14 protein-coding genes and 2 pseudogenes are annotated in these 19,222 nt (G+C 69.1%); 7 read left to right on the top strand and 9 right to left on the bottom strand.

Going from position 1 to position 19,222, the window contains the following annotated elements:
- Positions 1 to 45: 45 nt before the first annotated feature.
- Positions 46 to 729, bottom strand: coding sequence for a DNA oxidative demethylase AlkB (gene alkB / locus AAG689_RS17950; RefSeq protein ID WP_406623140.1), 684 nt, complete (start codon positions 727 to 729; stop codon positions 46 to 48).
- A 125-nt stretch (positions 730 to 854) separates the two neighbouring features.
- On the opposite strand from alkB, the pseudogene AAG689_RS17945 reads away from it, so the two are divergent.
- Both AAG689_RS17945 and AAG689_RS17940 read left to right on the top strand, forming a co-directional pair.
- Positions 855 to 2,377 (top strand): annotated as a pseudogene (locus tag AAG689_RS17945) (class I adenylate-forming enzyme family protein).
- 30 nt (positions 2,378 to 2,407) lie between these two features.
- The gene (locus tag AAG689_RS17940) at positions 2,408 to 3,076 is read left to right on the top strand and encodes a DsbA family oxidoreductase (protein WP_406623139.1); all 669 of its coding nucleotides are present in this window, start codon (positions 2,408 to 2,410) and stop codon (positions 3,074 to 3,076) included.
- 12 nt (positions 3,077 to 3,088) lie between these two features.
- On the opposite strand, the gene AAG689_RS17935 is transcribed toward AAG689_RS17940, so the two are convergent.
- From AAG689_RS17935 to cphA (AAG689_RS17920), 4 genes are all read right to left on the bottom strand, one after another.
- Entirely contained in the window at positions 3,089 to 5,521 is a 2,433-nt protein-coding gene (locus AAG689_RS17935) for a tetratricopeptide repeat protein (RefSeq protein WP_406623138.1), read from the bottom strand.
- 52 nt (positions 5,522 to 5,573) lie between these two features.
- Complete coding sequence (locus AAG689_RS17930; protein WP_406623137.1) at positions 5,574 to 6,053, bottom strand: CreA family protein; 480 nt, start codon at positions 6,051 to 6,053, stop codon at positions 5,574 to 5,576.
- On the bottom strand, positions 6,040 to 8,625 hold the full coding sequence (cphA, locus tag AAG689_RS17925) for a cyanophycin synthetase (RefSeq protein ID WP_406623136.1): 2,586 nt from the start codon (positions 8,623 to 8,625) through the stop codon (positions 6,040 to 6,042). The genes AAG689_RS17930 and cphA (AAG689_RS17925) overlap by 14 nt, the downstream gene beginning before the upstream one ends.
- Positions 8,626 to 8,695: 70 nt before the next feature.
- Positions 8,696 to 10,867 (bottom strand): cyanophycin synthetase, encoded by a 2,172-nt coding sequence (gene cphA, locus AAG689_RS17920; RefSeq protein WP_406623135.1) that lies wholly within the window; start codon positions 10,865 to 10,867, stop codon positions 8,696 to 8,698.
- Between the two features lie 229 nt (positions 10,868 to 11,096).
- On the opposite strand from cphA (AAG689_RS17920), the gene AAG689_RS17915 reads away from it, so the two are divergent.
- The 3 genes from AAG689_RS17915 (at position 11,097) to AAG689_RS17905 (ending at position 14,469) form a co-directional block, all read left to right on the top strand.
- Positions 11,097 to 13,355 carry an ABC transporter ATP-binding protein gene (locus AAG689_RS17915; RefSeq protein ID WP_406623134.1) on the top strand — a complete coding sequence of 753 codons (2,259 nt, stop codon included), beginning with the start codon at positions 11,097 to 11,099 and terminating at the stop codon, positions 13,353 to 13,355.
- Entirely contained in the window at positions 13,352 to 13,822 is a 471-nt protein-coding gene (locus tag AAG689_RS17910; RefSeq protein WP_406623133.1) for a DUF1854 domain-containing protein, read from the top strand. Before AAG689_RS17915 ends, AAG689_RS17910 begins: the two co-directional genes overlap by 4 nt.
- A gap of 185 nt (positions 13,823 to 14,007) precedes the next feature.
- Complete coding sequence (locus AAG689_RS17905) at positions 14,008 to 14,469, top strand: hypothetical protein (RefSeq protein ID WP_034691109.1); 462 nt, start codon at positions 14,008 to 14,010, stop codon at positions 14,467 to 14,469.
- 73 nt (positions 14,470 to 14,542) lie between these two features.
- Here AAG689_RS17905 and AAG689_RS17900 read toward each other — a convergent pair.
- The 4 genes and pseudogenes from AAG689_RS17900 to AAG689_RS17885 form a co-directional block, all read right to left on the bottom strand.
- Positions 14,543 to 14,803, bottom strand: a pseudogene (locus AAG689_RS17900) (EF-hand domain-containing protein); the annotation flags it as partial.
- 85 nt (positions 14,804 to 14,888) lie between these two features.
- Positions 14,889 to 15,791, bottom strand: a complete 903-nt coding sequence (locus tag AAG689_RS17895; protein WP_406623132.1) for a 5'-nucleotidase — start codon at positions 15,789 to 15,791, stop codon at positions 14,889 to 14,891.
- Positions 15,792 to 17,021, bottom strand: a complete 1,230-nt coding sequence (gene gspF, locus AAG689_RS17890; protein ID WP_406623131.1) for a type II secretion system inner membrane protein GspF — start codon at positions 17,019 to 17,021, stop codon at positions 15,792 to 15,794.
- A gap of 29 nt (positions 17,022 to 17,050) precedes the next feature.
- The gene (locus AAG689_RS17885; RefSeq protein WP_406623130.1) at positions 17,051 to 18,049 is read right to left on the bottom strand and encodes an LLM class flavin-dependent oxidoreductase; all 999 of its coding nucleotides are present in this window, start codon (positions 18,047 to 18,049) and stop codon (positions 17,051 to 17,053) included.
- 191 nt (positions 18,050 to 18,240) lie between these two features.
- On the opposite strand from AAG689_RS17885, the gene AAG689_RS17880 reads away from it, so the two are divergent.
- Positions 18,241 to 18,753, top strand: coding sequence for a CZB domain-containing protein (locus AAG689_RS17880; protein WP_406623129.1), 513 nt, complete (start codon positions 18,241 to 18,243; stop codon positions 18,751 to 18,753).
- Positions 18,754 to 18,788: 35 nt separating this feature from the next.
- Positions 18,789 to 19,157 (top strand): tRNA-binding protein, encoded by a 369-nt coding sequence (locus AAG689_RS17875; RefSeq protein ID WP_020229363.1) that lies wholly within the window; start codon positions 18,789 to 18,791, stop codon positions 19,155 to 19,157.
- The last annotated feature ends 65 nt before the right edge of the window (positions 19,158 to 19,222 follow it).

Raw genomic sequence — 19,222 nt, 5'->3', positions numbered from 1 at the left:
CGTCCGCCGCCTGCATTTTGGGTCAAAAAATGGCTCTGGCGCTTTCTAAGAAAGCGCAGGCAGCTCCTCTTTCAATAGCGCCTTGCGCAGCGTGAGATTGATGCGCCAGGGCCCGGTGGCCGGGTGCTCGCCCGCCTCGACCGGCAGCACGCCGTGGAAGCGCAGGCGGTCCACGCCGCCCCATACGACCACGTCGCCGTGGTGCAGCAGCACGCGCTCGGGGCGTTCGGCGCGCGTGGCGCCGCCCCAGAGGAACACGGCCGGCAGGCCCAGCGAGACGGAGACGATGGGGGCGTCCATGTCCTGCTCGTCGCGGTCCTGGTGCAGCGACAGGCGGGTGCCGGGCGCGTAGCGGTTGACTAGGCAGGCGTCCGGCATGAAGTGCGCGAAGCCGGCTTGCAGTGCCCCCGCCTGCGCCACGGCCAGGAAGGCCGGCGGCAGCGCGGGCCACGGCCGGCCGGTGAGCGGGTCGTGCGCCTCGTAGCGGTAGCCCCGCCGGTCGCTCACCCACGACAGAGACCCGCAGCCCGTGGTGGCCACCGACAGCGCGCGGCCGCCCGGCGTGGCCATGCGGCGCCAGGGCGCCTGCTGCGTGACCGCGTGCACGCCCTCCAGCAGCGCCGCCGCCTGCGCGAGCGCGAAGCCGCGCAGCAGCACGGCCTGCGGCCCCAGGGGGAGGGCGGCGGGCCGGGCGGGGTCGTCGGCGAACAGGTCCGGTGCGGTGTGCATGCCGTGAGTTTGAAGCAAAAAAGGGCCTGCAGCGCTTATCCACCGAGCGCAAGCAGCTATTGTTATGAGAGCGGACGACCGTGCCGCCGCCTGCTTATAGTGCAGGGCAGGAGACGACGACAGCGATGAACATTTCCCACCTGCTGCGGCGCAGCGCCCAGGTTTTCCCAGCCGACCAGCGCTGCTGGCCGGCGAGCGCGTGCTGCACGACTACCGCCGGCTTGCCGCCCGCGTGGCGGCCCTGGCCGGCCACCTGCGCACGCGCTGCGCCGTGGCGCCGGGCGACCGCGTGGCCATCTTCTCGGCCAACTGCCCGCAGTACCTGGAGGCGCTGCATGCCATCCACTGGGCCGGTGCGGTGTCGGTGCCCGTCAACTACAAGCTGCATGCGCGCGAGCTGGCCTACGTGCTGGAGCACAGCGGCGCGCGCGCCGTGTGCGTGTCCGGCGCGCTGCGCGATGCGGCGCTGGCCGCCGGCGCCGCGCCCGCCACGCTGCAGGAGCTGGGCAGCGACGCCTGGGAGCAGGCCGCGCAGGGCCCGGCGCTGGAGATACACGCCTGCGCGCCGCAGGACGTGGCCTCGCTCTTCTACACCTCCGGCACCACGGGCCGGCCCAAGGGCGTGATGCAGACCCACCGCAACCTGCTGGCCATGACCATGGCCTATTTCACCGACGTGGACGACGTCCACCCGGATGACGCCATGGTCTACGCCGCCCCCATGTCGCACGGCGCGGGCCTGTACAACTACGCCCACGTGCTGCGCGGCGCGCGCCACGTGGTGCCCGAATCCGGCGGTTTCGACCCGGCCGAGCTGGTGCGGCTCGCCGCCAGCGTGGGGCGGCTGTCGCTCTTCGCTGCGCCCACCATGGTGCATCGCCTGGTGGAGCACGTGCGGCGCGCGGGCGCCGCCGCGGACGGCTTCAAGACCATCGTCTACGGCGGCGGCCCCATGTACGTGGAGGACCTGCGCCGCGCACTGGACACCCTGGGCCAGAAGTTCGTGCAGATCTACGGCCAGGGCGAGAGCCCCATGACCATCACCGCCTTGGCGCGCGCGCATTTGGCCGACACCGCCCACCCGCGATGGGCCGAGCGCATCGCCTCGGTGGGCGTGGCGCATGCCTGCGTGGAAGTGCGCGTGGTGGATGCCGAGGACCGGCCCGTGCCCGCCGGGGAACCGGGCGAGGTGGTGGTGCGTGGCGAAACGGTGATGGCGGGCTACTGGGCCAACGAAGAGGCCACCGCCGCCACGCTGCGCGGCGGCTGGCTGCATACGGGCGATGTGGGCAGCCTGGACGCGGACGGCTTCCTCACCCTGCGCGACCGCTCCAAGGACGTGATCATCTCCGGCGGCTCCAACATCTACCCGCGCGAGGTGGAAGAGGTGCTGCTGCTACACCCGCGCGTGAGCGAGGCCGCCGTGGTCGGCCAGCGCGACACGGAATGGGGCGAGGTGGTGGTTGCCTTCCTCGTCGCGGGCGAGGGCGGTGCGGTGGACGACGCGGCGCTGGACGCGCTGTGCCTGGACCACATCGCGCGCTTCAAGCGCCCCAAGGAATACCGGTGGGTCCCGGCGCTGCCCAAGAACAGCTATGGCAAGGTGCTCAAGACCGAGCTGCGCGCATGGCTGCAGGCCGAAGGCTAGGATGGGCGCTTTGCGCGCAGGAGCCTTGCGATGACCGCCAACACGCCCATCCCCCTCCGGATCGATTTCGTCTCCGACGTGTCCTGCCCCTGGTGCGCCATCGGCCTGCACGCGCTGGAGCAGGCGGCCGCGCGGCTGGCGCAGGAGGTGGCGCTGGACGTGCATTTCCAGCCCTTCGAGCTGAACCCGGACATGGGCCCCGAAGGGCAGGACATCGGCGAGCACCTGATGCAGAAGTACGGAGCCACGCCCGAGCAGTCGCAGCAGACCCGGGAGGCGATTGCGGCACGCGGGGCGCAGCTCGGCTTCACCTTCCGCATGGACAGGCGCGGCCGCATCTACAACACCTTCGATGCCCACCGCCTGCTGCACTGGCTGGAGGCGGAGGGCACCCCGGCGCAGCAGAGCGCGCTGAAGCATGCGCTGTTCAAGGCCTATTTCACCGACGGCGAGAACCCCGGCGACCGGGCCGTGCTGCTGCGCCTGGTGCGCGAACTGGGGCTGGACGAGGCACGCGCCGGCGCGGTGCTGGCGTCGGACACCTACGCCCATGAGGTGCGCGAGCGCGAGGCGTACTACCAGAGCCATGGCATCCACTCGGTGCCGGCGGTCATCGTGAACCAGCGCCACCTGATCCAGGGCGGCCAGCCGGTCGAGGTGTTCGAGCAGGCCCTGCGCCGCATCGCGGCGCAGGATTGACCGTGTATCAGGCTATGCCTTTATTTCCATCGCAGCGGGTGCCAGCCCTTGGCAGTAGCGCTCGTGCATGGCGATGTAGGCTGACTCCATATGCCGTGTGAACTGTACGCCGTCGAACAGCGGGCTGCGGAGCCGCTGATGATCCAGCTTGTCGCGGATGGCGCGTAGTGCGCCGGGGTCGTGTGCCAGTGCGATGGCCTTGGCTTCAAAGTCGGCCGGGGTGTGGGTAATCAATTCGGGCAGGCCAATGGCGGTCAGAAGGCTCGCGGCGACCCTGCTGGCGAAAGACTGCCCCGTGCGGGTCAGCACGGGAAGACCTGCCCACAACGCATCGCTGGCGGTCGTATGGGCGTTGTAGGGGAAGGTGTCGATGAACAGGTCGGCCAGACGGTAGCGGGCCAGATGCTCCTCCAAGGGCATGTATTCGGCAAAGACCAGCCGCATGCCATCCACGCCACGGGCTTCGGCCTCTTTGCGCAGGTTTTGCATGGCCGGCGTGTTGCTCTGCAGCAGCCATAGAACGCTGCCATCGACGTTGCGCAGCAGACGCATCCAGGCGTCGAAAGTCGCGGGAAGGATCTTGTTGCTGCTGTTGAAGCAACAGAAGACGAAGGCCTGCTGCGGCAGGCCCAACTCCTGCCGCTCGAAAACGCGGCTGGAAATGGCGCGCTGGCTGTCGTTGACCTGGTAGCTGTGGGGTAGATAGATGACTTTTTCGGTGTAGTGGGCCTGCTGGCTCTCGGGGATGACGGTCTTGTCCGCGATGACGTAGTCGATGAAGTCTGCCCCGGTTGTGCCTGGATACCCCAGGTAGCTCACCTGCAGTGGCGCGCAACGTGCGGCGAAAATGCCGAAGCGGGCATCCGTGGTGAACCCCTTGAGGTCCACGGCAACGTCGATGCCCAGTGACTGGGACAGTGCGGCTATCTCCTCGTCGCTCTTGCCATGTACTTCGATGAAATGGTCGAGCTTGCGCGTGATGCGCTCTAGCATCCGGCTAGCAGCCTGCGCGGGGCCGAAGGAAAAAGCGTAAATTTCGAACCTCTCGGTGTCGTGGCTCTCGAAGAGTTCCGCCATCAGGAAGGTCGTTGCATGGTCGTGGAAATCGGCGGAGTAATACCCGATCTTGATCTTGCCTGTGCCATGGGGTTTTGGAGAGAGCGTGGCCGCTGGCTTCCATTTGCTGGCGAAATTGCTCGCTGCGATCAAGTGCAGTGCAGGATCGTCAATGAGGCTGAGCAAGGCAAACGCGAGTTCTGCAGGCTTGCCTGGCTGGATTTCTTCGCAGATGCGTTGAACACTCCCATCGAAATCCGTCCAGTCACACACCATCATCCGGCAATACTGCCGGGCAAGCATCGTATCGAAACGACCGCTTTCCGTGCAGCGCTGCATGCTCTGGAGCGCATCAGCATAGCGTTTCAGCGCCATTTCTGATGTGGCCTTGAAGAAATAGGCGGACTCCAGTAACGGATTGATCTGGAGGGCGTGGTCGTAGTTCGCAAGGGCGTCCTCATGCCGCCACTGGCATGCCAGCAGGTGGCCGCCGGCTACATAGGCATCGGCCAGTTGCGGGTCGGCCGATAGCGCCGCTTCGATGGTCCTGTGCGCGGCTTCGTATTCGCGGAGATCAACCAAGCAGTTGGCATAGCTGAGCAGGATCTGTGCGGCGTGGGGCTTGAGCGCCGCCGCGCGTTCGTGCCAGGGCTTGGCCTCCCCGGGATTGCCGAGCCCATGCAGGGCCTGTCCTTTGGCGCTGAAGGCTTCCGCATAGTTCGGATGGGATGAGATGGCGCGATCAAGGGCTTGCAGGGCATCGCCATAGTTTCTGGTTTCTATCAGGGCGGTTCCCATGTTGTAGTGCGCCTTGGGAAAAGCAGGCGCGATGGACAATGCCTTGCGGTAGCTCTCCAGCGCATCCGGGTAGTGACGTAGTTGCGCCAGTGCGATGCCTCGATTGGTCCAGACCTCGGCGGTGCCATGTCCCGTGGAGATCAGACGGTCGAGCTGATCGACCGCCTCTTGGGACCGCTTGGCTTGGACAAGGATGGCCCCACGATTGACCTGCGCCTCCACCAGATCGGGTTGGAGGGCCAGCGCCTTTGCGATGCTGTCCAGGGCGTTGTCGTACTTGTGCTGGCCCGACTGTGCGAGGGCCAGGTTGATATAGGGGGTAGCTGTGTTCGGCTGTGCCCCGATGGCCCGGGAAATCAGCCGCTCGGCATCGCCGTGCCTGCCGCCCTGCAGCATCAGGACGCCGAGCAGATGGAGGCAGGAAAAGTTGCCAGGCTGCAGGGCCAATATCCGTTCATAGGCGGCGCCGGCCTGTGCCCATTGGCCAGCGCGGTGCAGAGCGACTGCACGCTGCAATTCGGCGGCCAGGTCTGCTGGCCGGGCGGACTGGGTGAAAAGCTGGGATGCCTGCGTTTTCTTGGAGGAGGCCATGGGGCTGGATTCTGCGGTTTCGGAAGAATCCGGCGATTGTGTCAAACGGGGGCTATTTGACCGGAATCGGTGTGCCGCGCCCCACGGGCACGGCCGTCACGCTGTTCTGCGGCGAGCCTTCGATCACGCGGTCGGAATACGTCATGTAGACGAGCGCGTTGCGCTTCGCGTCGACCATGCGCACCACGCGCAGGCGCTTGAAGAGCAGCGAGGTGCGCTCGGTGAACACTTCTTCCTGCTGCGGCAGCGGCTGCGGTATCTGGATGGCGCCGGTCTGCACGCAGGCGATCGAGGCCTCGGACTTGTCTTCCGCCAGCCCGAGCCCGCCCTTGATGCCGCCGGTCTTGGCGCGCGAGACGTAGCAGGTCACGCCCTGCACCTTGGGATCGTCGTAGGCATCGACCACGATCTTGTGGTCGGGGCCGATGAACTTGAACACCGTGTCCACGGCGCCCACCTGCTCGGCGCGCGCGCCGCAGGCGGCCAGCAGCAGGGCGCAGGTGGCGCCGGCGATGCCTTCAAGCCGCCGCATGCTGCTCTCCGCTCACGTGGCGGTGCAGGTGCGCGAGCGCCTCCTCCACCTGGTCCACCAGCACCAGGCACAGGTCGCCGGGCGCCAGGCGCGCCAGCGCGTGGTCGATGGCGGCGAACTCGCCGTGGATCTCGGTCACGTAGCTGGTGCGCGGCGCGCCCTGCAGGCCCTTTTGCAGCAGGGCCAGCACCTCGCCGTCGGCGCGGCCGCGCTGGCACGCGTCCTGGTAGAGGATCACGTCGTCGAAGGCGCGGCCCAGGATCAGGGTCTGTTCGGTGATGTCCTGGTCGCGGCGGTCGCCCGCGCCACTGATGACCACGCTGCGGCGCTGGCCGGGCATGGCGTCCACGGCCTGCACCAGGGCGCGGATGGCGTCGGGGTTGTGGCCGTAGTCGGCGATCAGCGTGGCGCCGCGGTAGTCCATGACGTTGAAGCGGCCGGGCGCGTTGTCGCTGTCGTTCACGAAGCCGGCCAGTCCGCGGCGGATGGTCTGCCACGGCAGGCCCACGCCCCAGGCGGCGGCGATGGAGGCCATGGCGTTCTCGACCTGGAAGCCGATGGTGCCGCCCCGCGTCAGGGGAATGTCGCGCAGCGGGATGCTCTCGCGCCACGAGCCTTCGGCGGCGACGATATGGCCCTCGTCCACGTAGACCACGCGGGCGCCTTGCGCGCGGTGCGTGGCCATGACGGGGTGGTGGCGGTCGGCGGCGAAGAAAATCACCTTGCCGGGGCAGCTCGCCGCCATGGCGGCCACGTGCGGGTCGGCGGCGTTGAGCACGGCGTAGCCGTCCTGCGCGACGTTCTGCACGATGACGCGCTTGAGCACGGCCACGTCCTCCACGGTGTGGATGAAGTTCAGCCCCAGGTGGTCGCCCTCGCCCACGTTGGTGACCACGGCCACCTGCGCGCGGTCGAAGCCCAGGCCCTCGCGCAGCAGGCCGCCGCGTGCGCATTCGAGCACGGCGGCATCGGTCTCGGGGTGGGCCAGCGCGTTGCGTGCGCTCTTGGGGCCGGAGCAGTCGCCGCTGTCGATCTGGCGGCCGTTGACGTACACGCCGTCGGTGTTGGTCATGGCCGTGCGCCAGCCGTGCGCGGTGAACAGGTGCGCGATCAGGCGCGTGGTGGTGGTCTTGCCGTTGGTGCCGGTGACGGCCACGAGCGGGATGCGCCCGTCCTGCCCCGGCGGGAACAGCGCGTCCACCATGGGCACGCCCACATTGCGCGGGCGGCCGAACGAGGGCGCGAGGTGCATGCGCAGGCCGGGCGCGGCGTTCACCTCGACGATGCCGCCGCTTTGTTCCTCCAGCGGGCGCAGCATGGTCTCGCAGACCACGTCCACGCCGCAGATGTGCAGGCCGATGGTCTGCGCGGCCTCCACGGCGCGCGCGGCGATCTCGGGGTGCACGTCGTCGGTCACGTCGGTGGCGCTGCCGCCGGTGGAGAGGTTGGCGTTGTTGCGCAGCACCACGCGCTGGCCCTGGGCGGGCACGGATTCGGGCGTGAGGCCGTCGGCGGCGATGCGCGCGACGGCGATGTCGTCCAGCCGCACCTTGGTGAGCGCCGTGCCGTGGCCGCTGCCGCGGCGCGGATCCTGGTTGACGATGTCCACCAGCTGCGAAATAGTGTGCAGGCCATCGCCCAGCACCTGCGGCGGCTCGCGTCGCGCGGCGGCCACGAGCTGGTTGCCCACCACGAGCAGGCGGAAGTCGTGGCCGGGCAGGAAGCGCTCCACCATGATCTCGTCGCCGAATTCGCTGGCGGTCTTGTAGGCGGCCTCGAGCTGTTCGCGCGTGGTGATGTTGACCACCACGCCCTTGCCCTGGTTGCCGTCCTGCGGCTTCACGACCACGGGCAGGCCGACTTCCTCGGCCACCTTCCAGGCGTCTTCCACGTCCGTGACGGGGCGGCCCAGCGGCACGGGTACGCCGGCGGCATGCAGCAGGCGCTTGGTCAGGTCCTTGTCCTGCGCGATGGATTCGGCCACGGCGCTGGTCGCGTCCAGCTCGGCAGCCTGGATGCGGCGGGCCTTTGAGCCCCAGCCGAGCTGCACCAGCGAGCCGCTCGTCAGCCGCCGGAACGGAATGCCGCGCGCCACGGCCGCGTCGACGATGGCGCCGGTGGACGGACCGATGCGCTCGTCCTCGTCCAGCTCGCGCAGCTGGGCGACCACGGCGTCGGCGTCGAAGGGCGTATCGGCCAGCGCGGCCTGCACCAGCTTCTCGGCTTGTTCCATGGCCTGGTGGCCCACGGCCTCCTCGGTGTATTCGACCACCACCTGGTAGGTGCCCGCCTCCACGGTTTCGTGCGTGCGGCTGAAGGTGACCGGGCAGCCGGCCTGCGCCTGCAGTGCCAGGGCCGCCACTTCCAGCACGTGGGCCAGCGTCAGGCGCTGGTCGGCGCCGTGGGGCTGCAGCGCGCCGATCTGCGGGAAGCGCGCGCGCAGGCGGTCCTCGAAGCCGGGCAGGGCGGCGTAGTCGCACTCGCCAGGCGCGCAGTGCACCACGGCCTCGATGGCGGTGCTGCGGGTCCAGAGGTTGGGGCCGCGCAGGGCGCGGATGCGGGTGATCTGCATGGGGTTCTCTTTATGAGTCAAATAGGCCTCTAGCGCTTATCCATCAAGCGGTGGCAGCTATGTTTTTGAATCAGGCGCCCGTGTACTCGAAGGTCTTGATGCCCGCGGCGATCAGGTCGGGGGCGATGTCCATGGACCAGGCGGCCGCGATCGCCGCGAGCAGTGCCGGCGTGTCAGGCTGCCGGCCGGCGGGCTGCAGCGCGGCCAGCGTGCCCAGCACGCGCTCGCTGGCACCGGTGGCCAGCACCACCTGCTCGCCGCGCACGAACACCGCGCGGCCTTCGCCCTCGCCCCGGTGGGTGGCGATGGCGGGGTTGTCGGCCTGGGCGGAATACAGCAGCACCTCGCCGTCGCACAGGCGTGCGAGGTCGGCCACCTGCGCGATGTCGGCGTTGAGCACGCCCGCGCCTTCGTCCAGCACCACGTCGATCTGGGTACGCAGCACGCGCGTCATCTGCGCCTGCTCGCGCACGTCGTGGTCGGCCAGGGGCTCCCAGCCGTCCATGTCGGTCACCACGCCGACCAGGCAGCGGTCGTAGGCCAGCCCTTCCTCGAGGATGGAGCGGGCCGTGGTCTGGATCACGGCGGCCTGGGCCAGGCGGTTGGTGAGCAGGCGGTGGGCGCCGGCCCAGTTGGCGGTGTCGTGCTTCTGGGTCTGGCGGTTGGCCAGGAACATGCCTTCGCTGCTGGCCACGCCGGTGAGCTTGCCCGACAGCTGCAGCAGCCAGCCCACCAGCCGGGCGGTGAAGGCGTTGCCGCGTGTGCCGGCGATGCCCACCAGGTGGATGCGGCCCGCGCCGGCGGCGTCGTCGGTGCGCGGGAACAGGTGGTCCACGATAGCCATGCCCACGGGGCGCGGCGCGCCGCTGGTGGGCTTGAGGTGCATGAGCAGGCCGGGGCCGGCGTTTACTTCGAGGATGGCGCCGCCCTGTTCCTTCATGGGCCTGGAGACGTCCTGCAGGATCATGTCCATGCCCGCGATGTCCAGGCCGACTATTTTTGCGGCGAGCTGGGCGTAGTAGGCCACGTCGGGGTGCACCTCGTCCGTGCAGTCGATGGCCATGTTGCCGTTGCGCTGCAGCAGGATGCTGCGGCCCTGCGGGATCACCGAGTCGGGTGTGACGCCCTGGCGGCGCAGCTCCAGCGTGACGGCGCCGGACTCCAGCTTGATCCAGTCCAGCGGGTATTCCTGCTCGGGGCCGCGGCGCGGGTCCTGGTTGAGCACCTCCACCAGCTCGCGCAGCGTGGAGCGGCCGTTGCCGTGCACGCTCACCGTCTCGCCCTTGGTGGCGGCCACCACCTTGCCGCCCACCACCAGGATGCGGTGCTCCACGCCGTCGATGAACTTCTCGACGATCACGTCCGAGCCCTCGGGCGCGGCCAGGGCGAAGGCGGCCTTGATGTCGGCCTCCTTGGAGAGCTCCAGCGTCACGCCGCGCGCGTGGTTGCCGTCCGAGGGCTTCACCGTGACGGGGAAGCCGATATCCTGCGCCACCTCCCAGGCCTCCTCGGGCGATGCCACGATCTGCCCCTCGGGCACGGGCACGCCGCAGGCGGTCAGCAGGCGCTTGGTGAAATCCTTGTCCTGCGCGATGCCCTCGGCGATGGCGCTGGTCTGGTCGCTCTCGGCCGTCCAGATGCGGCGCTGCGCGGCGCCGTAGCCGAGCTGCACCAGGTTGCCGTCGTTCAGGCGGATGTGCGGGATGCGGCGCTCGCCGGCCGCGTCCACGATGCAGCCGGTGCTCGGGCCCAGGTAGCGGTCGTTGATCTCGGTCTTGATGGCCTGGATGGCGGGCTTCAGGTCGAACGGCTCGTCGTTGATGGCCGCCATGATGAGCTGGTGGCCCCAGGCCAGGGCGGTGCGCGCCACGGTTTCCTCGGGGCAGCGGAACACCATGCGGTAGACGCCGCGCTGGGAGATCTCGCGCGTCTGGCCGAATTCGGCGGGCATGCCGGCGAGGTTCAGCAACTCGATGATGATGTGTTCCAGCACGTGGCCCATCCAGGTGCCGCCCTCCAGCCGCTGGATGAAGCCGCCGCGCTCGCCCACGCCGCAGTGGTGCTCAATCAGGTTGGGCAGCCAGGCCGTCAGGCGCTGGTTGAAGCCGGGCAGCTTGTTCGACGGGTAGTCCTCCAGCTCGCCCAGGTCCAGCCAGACCTCCAGGATGGGGCGGTAGGTCCATACGCTGGGGCCGCGCAGGTAGGTGGCGCGCAGGAGTTGGATGTCTTTGAATTTCGCCATGGAATGCAGCGTGGAGAGTCGGAAGGCCGGGCGCCGCGCGCCGCTGGCCGGGGGTGACGGAGATTGTGCGCTCAGATGGAAGGCTGCGCAGTGTCAGCGGAGGGTGGCATGCGCGCGTTACAAGGCGATGCGCAGGCGGCGGGACGGAGGCTGGAGGTGTCCATCACAATCGGCCCGTGCGCGCGGGCGCCGCCGGGCAGGGCCGGGCGGCGCATATGACCCAAACAACATGCAACATCACCATTCCGTGGACGCCTCAGGTGTCTTGTCCGGCCCCCTGGGGGCCGGCCTGCGAGCGGCGCTCGCTTCCGACGAAAACGTGCAGGCCGCCTTCGAGGTTGACCTGACCCCCGACCTGCGCTTCGCCCCCGGCCTGCTGGCCGTCACCGACCGCCGCCTCATCGCCTGGGGCGCCGAGGGCGCGCAGGGCGAATGGCCGGCCGCCCCCGGCATGCAGCTGCGCATGGCCGACCACGGCGGCGTAGGCACGCTGGCGCTGCACGACGCCGACCGGCGCCTGGCGCTGTGGCGCTTCACGCTGGGGCACCACCCCCAGGCGCTGCTGCTGGCGCAGGCGTTCGAGCGCCAGGTCGAGCGTCTGGACAGCCCCCACGCCCTGGCCGCGCCCGCCGAGGACGACACGCCGCGCTGCGCCGCCTGCCAAACGCCCCTGCCACCCGACAGCGACGAATGCCCGGCCTGCGCGCGCCAGCAGGCGCCGCACACCTCCACCTGGGTGCTGCTGCGCTTGTGGCGGTTCGCGCGGCCGTACAAGAAGCAGCTCGCGGCGGGCTTCGGGCTCACGCTGGCCTCCACGGCCGCCTCGCTGGTGCCGCCGTACATGACGATCCCGCTCATGGACGAGATCCTCATCCCCTACCAGAGCGGCACGCCCATCCCCACAGAGCGGGCGGCCATGTACCTGGGCGGCCTGCTGCTCGCGGCGCTGCTGGCCTGGGGACTGGGGTGGGCGCGCACTTACATCCTGGCATTGGTGTCCGAGCGCATCGGCGCCGACCTGCGCACGACCACCTACGAGCACCTGATGCGCCTGTCGCTGGACTATTTCGGCAGCAAGCGCACGGGCGACTTGATGGCGCGCATCGGCTCCGAAACGGACCGCATCAACGTCTTTCTCTCGCTCAACGCGCTCGATTTCGCCACCGACGTGCTCATGATCGTGATGACGTCGGTGATCCTGTTCTCCATCAACCCGTGGCTGGCGCTGGTCACGCTGGTGCCGCTGCCTTTCATCGCGTGGCTGATCCACACCGTGCGCGACAAGCTGCGCACCGGTTTCGAGAAGATCGACCGCGTCTGGAGCGAAGTGACCAACGTGCTGGCCGATACCATCCCCGGCATCCGCGTGGTGAAGGCCTTCGCGCAGGAAAAGCGCGAGGCCGACCGCTTCCGCGCCGCCAACCAGCACAACCTGGAGGTGAACGACCGGCTCAACAAGACCTGGAGCCTGTTCGCCCCCACCGTCTCGCTGATGACCGAGGTCGGCCTGCTCGTCGTCTGGGGCTTCGGCATCTGGCTCGTGGCCCAGAACCAGATCACCGTGGGCGTGCTCGCGGCGTTCATCGCCTACATCGGCCGGTTCTACACGCGGCTCGATTCCATGAGCCGCATCGTCTCCGTCACGCAGAAGGCGGCGGCGGGAGCCAAGCGCATCTTCGACATCCTGGACCACGTGAGCAACGTGCCCGATCCGGTGAACCCGGTGAAGGTGGAGCGCGTGCAGGGCGCCATCGAGATGCGGGCGTTAAGTTTCCGCTACGGCAGCCGCACGGTGATCCGCAACCTGTCGCTCGACATACGCCCGGGCGAGATGATCGGCCTCGTGGGCCACAGCGGCTCGGGCAAGAGCACGCTGGTCAACCTCATCAGCCGCTTCTACGACGTAAGCGACGGCGCCATCCTGGTGGACGGCGTGGACATCCGCCGCATGGCCGTGGCGGACTTTCGCCGCCACATCGGCCTGGTGCTGCAGGAGCCCTTCCTGTTCTTCGGCACCATCGCCGAGAACATCGCCTACGGCAAACCCGACGCCACGCGCGAGGAAATCGTGGCCGCCGCGCGCGCCGCGCACGCGCACGAGTTCATCCTGCGCCTGCCGCACGGCTACGACAGCTTGGTGGGCGAGCGCGGCCAGGGCCTGTCGGGCGGCGAGCGCCAGCGCATCAGCATTGCGCGTGCGCTGCTCATCGATCCGCGCATCCTGATCCTCGACGAGGCCACCTCGGCCGTGGACACGGAGACCGAGAAGGAAATCCAGAAGGCGCTGGACAACCTCGTCAAGGGCCGCACCACCATCGCCATCGCCCACCGCCTGTCCACGCTGCGCAAGGCCGATCGCCTCGTCGTCATGGACCGCGGCGAGATCGTCGAGGTCGGACCGCACGACGCCCTCATGGAACAGCAGGGCGCCTACTGGCGCCTCTATGAAGCCCAGGCCCGCCGCGCCGAAGAGGAGGCCCACCTGTGACCGATACCTTGAACCTTTCGCGCAATCCGCACGGCCGCCTGGTGCTGCGCCTGGAAGACGGCACCGAGCATGTGGGCGTGACTCCCGTGCGCGCCTTTCCCATCGCCGCGCCAACTGAGGGCCTGTCGCTCGTCGGCGCCGACGGCCACGAACTGGCCTGGGTGCCGCACCTGGACCGGCTCGGAGCCGCAACGCGCACCCTGGTCGAGGAGGAACTGGCCGCACGTGAGTTCGTGCCCACCATCGCGTGCATCCGCTCCGTATCGAGCTTCTCCACGCCCAGCACGTGGCAGGTGGACACCGACCGCGGCCCGGCGCAGCTCGTGCTCAAGGGCGAGGAGGACATCCGGCGCCTGGGCGGACGCACCCACCTGCTCATCGCCGCCACCGACGGCCTGCAGTTCCGCGTGCCCGACGTGACCGCGCTGGACCGCCATTCGCGCAAGCTGCTGGAGCGGTTTCTATAGCGCCTGGCGCAGGCGTGGCGGGCGCTGAAGGGGAAATGGAAGGTAAGGCACAAACTAGGTGAAAACCCTTAATTTGTGACAATCGGTTGATCTGGCCTCAATTCACCCTTCTTTTTGCCGTAATGAATGTACGACGAGGCGGTAGCTGTAGCTGCCGCATTGGGCATTCACCGAGGACCATTGCCATGCAACTGCCACCTGTAGACCGTTCGCCATCCTTCCAGTGGCGTCCCCAGGGCGCTGACTTGTATTCCACTGGTGCCTCGGGCGCCGTGCCGGTGCGGCCCGTGCACGCGTCCAACCCCGTCGAGTCGGTGGACCGGCTGGGCGAGGGCGCCGCCCTGCGCGGGCAGGACAAGCCCCGCGAGCCGGACAAACCTTCCGCGCCGGACGAGGAAAACCGCGACTGGACCCTGGCCGAGGCCAAGAAGGAAGCGCCCAAGGAGCCCGAGGAGCCGCCCAAGGAGCCCATCTCCAAGCAGTTGCTGGAGTTCATCCAGTCCATGTGGCGCGCCAGTGGCAGCGCGGTGGAACTGGCCCAGGACATCAACAAGACCACGCTGCAGGAACGCCTGGCCCAGCAGGTGCGCAACGACCAGCCGCTGACCTACTCCGATCCCAAGGTCAAGCGCACGGGCGGGCTCTGAAGCGAATGCTTCTGTTTCGATAGCTGCTTGCGCTTGCCTGGTAAGCTCTGAAGCCAATTTTCACTAGAAATAATCAGGGAGGCGAGCTACTCTCCCGCGCCTTCGCCTCGGCCCGGGCGCGGTCCCGCTCGGCGCGGTACTTGACCGCGAAGGCGCGCACCTCGTCCAGCGTCACGTAGCCGTCGCGGTTGGTATCGGCGTCGTCGAAAGCCGCCGCGAGCCGGGGCACGATGGCCACCTCGGCACGGCTGAGCTTGCCGTCGCCATTGAAATCCAGCATGTGGAATTCGCGGATCGCCTTGGCCTCGCCCTTGGAGACCGGCGCGTTCGCGGCGGCCGTCTGGGCGTGCAGGGGCGCCGCGGCCAGCAGGGCCAGGAGCAGGGAAATGGGTGCTTTCATCATGAACAGACTCTAAGGTTCACGCCGCCGGGTTGGCGATGCCGCTGCTCACGTGGCCCGCGGGCACATGACGCGCGGCGGAGGTGACGTGGCCTGTCTGGTCGTCGAAGAAGAAGTCGGGCTCGAACTCGCGCAGGAACGGGCCTTTTTCCAGCCCGCCGAGGAACATGGCTTCGTCCACCGCGATGTTCCAGCTCATCAGCGTCTGGATCGCGCGCTCGTGCGCGGGCGCGCTGCGCGCCGTGACCAGTGCGGTGCGGATGCGCATGCCCGCCGCGCCCGCCCGCTGCAGCCGGTGCAGGGCGGCCAGCAGGGGCTTGAACGGCCCGTCGGGCAGCGGCTGGGCGGCCTTGTCGGTCTCGTGCCGAAGGAACGAGGCCAGCCCCTCGGCCTGGTAGACGCGCTCGGCCTCGTCGGAGAACAGCACGGCGTCGCCGTCGAAGGCGATGCGCAACTCGCCGGGGTTCGCGTCGCTGGCCTGGGCGGACTCGGTGAACACGTGCGCGGCGGGGTAGCCCAGGCGCAGCGCTTGCGCCACGTCCTTGTCGTTGGCGGACAGGAACAGGTGCGCGCCCAGCGGCCTCAGGTAGGCGAATGGCGCTCGGCCCTGCGTGAACACGCCGCGCTCCAGCGCCACCTGCGCCGCGCGCGTGGAGCGGAACACGCGCATGCCGCTGACCGGGTCGTTGCGCGAGAGCATCACCACTTCCACCCGCTGGTGTCCCGGCTCGTTGAAGGCCAGCAGCTTCTTGACCAGCGAGAAGGCCACGCCGGGGCGCGCGGGCACGTCCAGGCGCTCCAACTGCAATTGCATGTACGCCTGCGGGTCGCCCGGGTCGAACAGGCGGTTCTCTTCCTCGAAGTCGAACAGCGCGCGCGAGGAGATCGCGACGACGAGCTTGTCCTGAAGGGTGAGAGCCATTTACTTCACGAATTGGTTGAGCTGGATGATGGGCTGGAGCACGGCGAGCACGATGAGCATGACGATGAGCCCCATGCCCACGATGAGCAGCGGCTCCAGGATGGTGGCCATCTGCATGGCGCGGCGCTGCACCTCGTTGCCGAGCTGGGTGGCGGCGCGCTCCAGCATCTGCGGCAGGCGCCCGGTCTGCTCGCCCAGGCGGGCGAACATGGCGACCAGGCCGGGGAAGCGCTTCTTCTGCGCCAGGGCCGAGGCCAGCGGTGCGCCCTCGCGCACCAGGGCCAGCGCTTCCAGCGCGTCGGCGCGCAGGGCGCGGTTGTTCAGCGTCTCGGCCGCGGCCTGCAGCGCCTTGAGGATGGGAACGCCCGCGCCCGCCAGCATGGCCAGCGTGCCGGCGAAGCGCGCCGCGTTGTAGCCGCGCGCGAGCTTGCCCACCAGCGGCAGGCGCAGCCACCAGCCGTCGAATTTTTCACGGAAGGCGGGGCGGGCCAGCGCCACCCGGACGCCGGCGGCGGCCACGGCCAGCGCGCCCAGCACCGCCCAGCCATAGCTGCGCACGAAGTCGCTGATCGCCAGCATGGCCACTGTGAGGAAGGGCAGCGCGCGCTTGGTGCCCGCGAACACGCTGGCCACCTGCGGCACCACGTAGCCCACGAGGAACAGCACGATGACGATGGCCACCACGGTGACGATGGCCGGGTAGAGCGCCGCGCCGATGACCTTGGCGCGCAGCGCCTGGCGCGCTTCCAGGTCGTCCGCCAGGCTCTCGAGCACCTGGTCCAGGCCGCCGCTGGCCTCGCCCGCGCCGACCACGGCCACGTAGATGGAGGAGAACTCGCGCGGGTGCTGCGCCAGCGCGCGCGCGAAGCTGGCGCCGCCGTTGACCTCGGCGCGCAGCGCGGCCACCAGGTGGCGCTGTGCGTCGCCCTCGGCCTCCTCGGCCAGCGCGGTGAGCGCGCGCTCCAGCGGCAGGCCCGAGCCCACCAGGCCCGCGAGCTGGCGCGTCCAGACCGCCAGGCCCGTGGCGTTGAACGCGGGGCGCGTGAACAGCCGTTGCGCCAGCGTGGGCGCAGCGCCGCCTTCCGCGCCAGGCGACAGCGCCTCCACGTCCAGCGGCACCAGCGCCTGCGCGCGCAGCAGGCTGCGCGCGGCCTTGGGGCTGTCGGCATCCAGCGTGCCGCGGCGCACGTGGCCCTCGGCGTCCAGGGCTTCGAAGGAAAAGGCGGGCATGGGTGTGGGCGGTGGCGCGAAACCGCTGATTATGTGGCGGCCTGCGCGGCGATCTCCAGCGAGCGCAGGCGCAGGTCCGGGTCGAACACGTCGCTGACCAGCATGAACTCGTCCGCGCGCGTGGCCTCGGCCAGCGCGGCCAGGTCGTCGCGCACCGCCTGCGGGCCGCCGACCACGCCCACGGCCAGGAAGTCGGCAATGGCTGCGCGCTCCTGGTAGGCCAGGCCCTCCAGGTAATGCTCCACGGGCGGGCGCAGCAGCCCGCGCTGGCCGGTGACGATGCCCAGCACGCGCTGGTAGGTGCTGCTGGCCAGGTACTCGGCCTCGGCATCGGTGGGGGCGGCGATCAGCGGCACGCCGATCATCACGTAGGGCTTGGCCAGCGCTGCCGAGGGGCGGAACAGCCGGCGGTACAAATCGATGGCCGCGTGCAGCATGCGTGGCGCGAAGTGCGAGGCGAACGCGTAGGGCAGCCCGCGCTCGGCCGCGAGCTGGGCGGAAAACAGGCTGGAGCCCAGCAGCCAGATGGGCACCTGCGTGCCCGCGCCGGGCATGGCGACGAGGCGCTGGCCCGGCTGCACCGGGCCCAGCAGGTGCTGCAGTTCGGCCACGTCGCGGGGAAAGTCGGCCTCGGTCTCCACGCGGTCGCGGCGCAGCGCACGCATGGTGGGGCCGTCGGTGCCGGGCGCGCGGCCCAGGCCCAGGTCGATGCGGCCGGGGTAGAGCTCGGCCAGGGTGCCGAAGGCCTCGGCCACCACCAGCGGCGCGTGGTTGGGCAGCATGACGCCGCCCGAGCCCACGCGGATGGTGCGCGTGGCGCCGGCGATGTGGCCCACGAGCACGGCGGTGGCCGAGCTGGCGATGCCCGGCATGTTGTGGTGCTCCGCCAGCCAGTAGCGCTGGAAGCCCAGCGCTTCCACGTGCTGGGCCGTGCGCGCGGCGATCTGGAGGGCCTGGGCGACCGTGCCGCCTTCGCGGACGGCCACCAGATCGAGCATCGAGAGCGGGGGCAGGGAATGTGCGGTCATGGCCGGATTGTGGGCGGCGCGCCGTGACCCGTGCAGGCGGGCGGGTATGAATTGTTGACAGTACCGCCCATGCTGGATAGTTCGATCTAATCAATAATCGTTTTTCCATTGAAATTACAGTAAGAAACATGATGTTGCCTGTGTCACGCTCTCGTTCGGTGAATCCAGGCATTCAGGGAAGAGGGGTGCGTATGGGCTTTTTCAGCCGTTTGTTTCAGCCCCGGGCCGACGGAGCACCGCCGCCCGAGGACTGGACGTCCCTGCCCGAAGGCCAGGCCAGCGAACTGGTGCTCTTCGATGAAGAAGCCCACCGGCTCGTGGCGCAATTCGACATCGACGCCGCCATCGTGACCCACGAGCGCTGGCTGCCCTGGCTGGGCGAGGTGCTGCACGGCGCGCGCGACGAGCGCCTGCGCCCCGAGGTGGTCGCCGAAGACACCTGCTCCGAACTGGGCCAGTGGCTGCACGGCAGCGGCCGCGCGGCGCTGGGGCATTTCCCCGCGTTCGACATGCTCATGCGGCGCCACCGCTATTTCCACCAGCAGGCCGCGGCGCTCATCGCGCACGCCGAGGCAGGCGAGAACCCGCAGGCCGAGCAGGCCTTCAAGAGCTGCCAGCACGCATCGCGCCAAGTGGTGCTGCTGCTCAAGGAACTGCAGCGCGGGCTGGTGCGCAAGCAGCGCGCGGCCGGCCGACTGCAGTAGCCGCTCGACATTCGGCGGCGCCCGGCGGGCGCACCATGGCGGGCATGCAAGCCAGCCCCGAAACCCTGCCCACGGTCACGTTCGACGATTTCCTGAAGGTGGAGATGCGCGTGGGCCGCATCGTGGCCGCCGAGGTGTTCGCCCAGGCGCGCAAGCCGGCCTACCTGCTGCAGGTGGACTTCGGCCCCGCGCTCGGGCTGCGCAAGTCCAGCGCGCAGATCACCGCCCTGTACCGGCCCGAGGAACTGGTGGGCCGGCTGGTGGTGGCGGTGGTGAATTTCCCCAAGAAGCAGATCGGCCCCATCCGCTCGGAATGCCTGGTGATGGGCTTTGCCGATGCGAACGGCGACGTGGCGCTGTGCGTGCCCGACCGCGAGGTGCCGCTGGGTGCACGCCTGTTCTGATGCAAGAACAGGAGCTGCCAGCGCTTGCCAATTCAGGTTTTCAGATGGTTTTCATGCTGAAACTG

Source organism: Acidovorax sp. SDU_ACID1 (assembly GCF_045291395.1).
Taxonomy (GTDB): Bacteria; Pseudomonadota; Gammaproteobacteria; order Burkholderiales; family Burkholderiaceae_C; genus MR-S7.
Note: the sequence above shows the minus strand (reverse complement) of the source record. Positions and strands in the feature narration are given on the sequence as shown.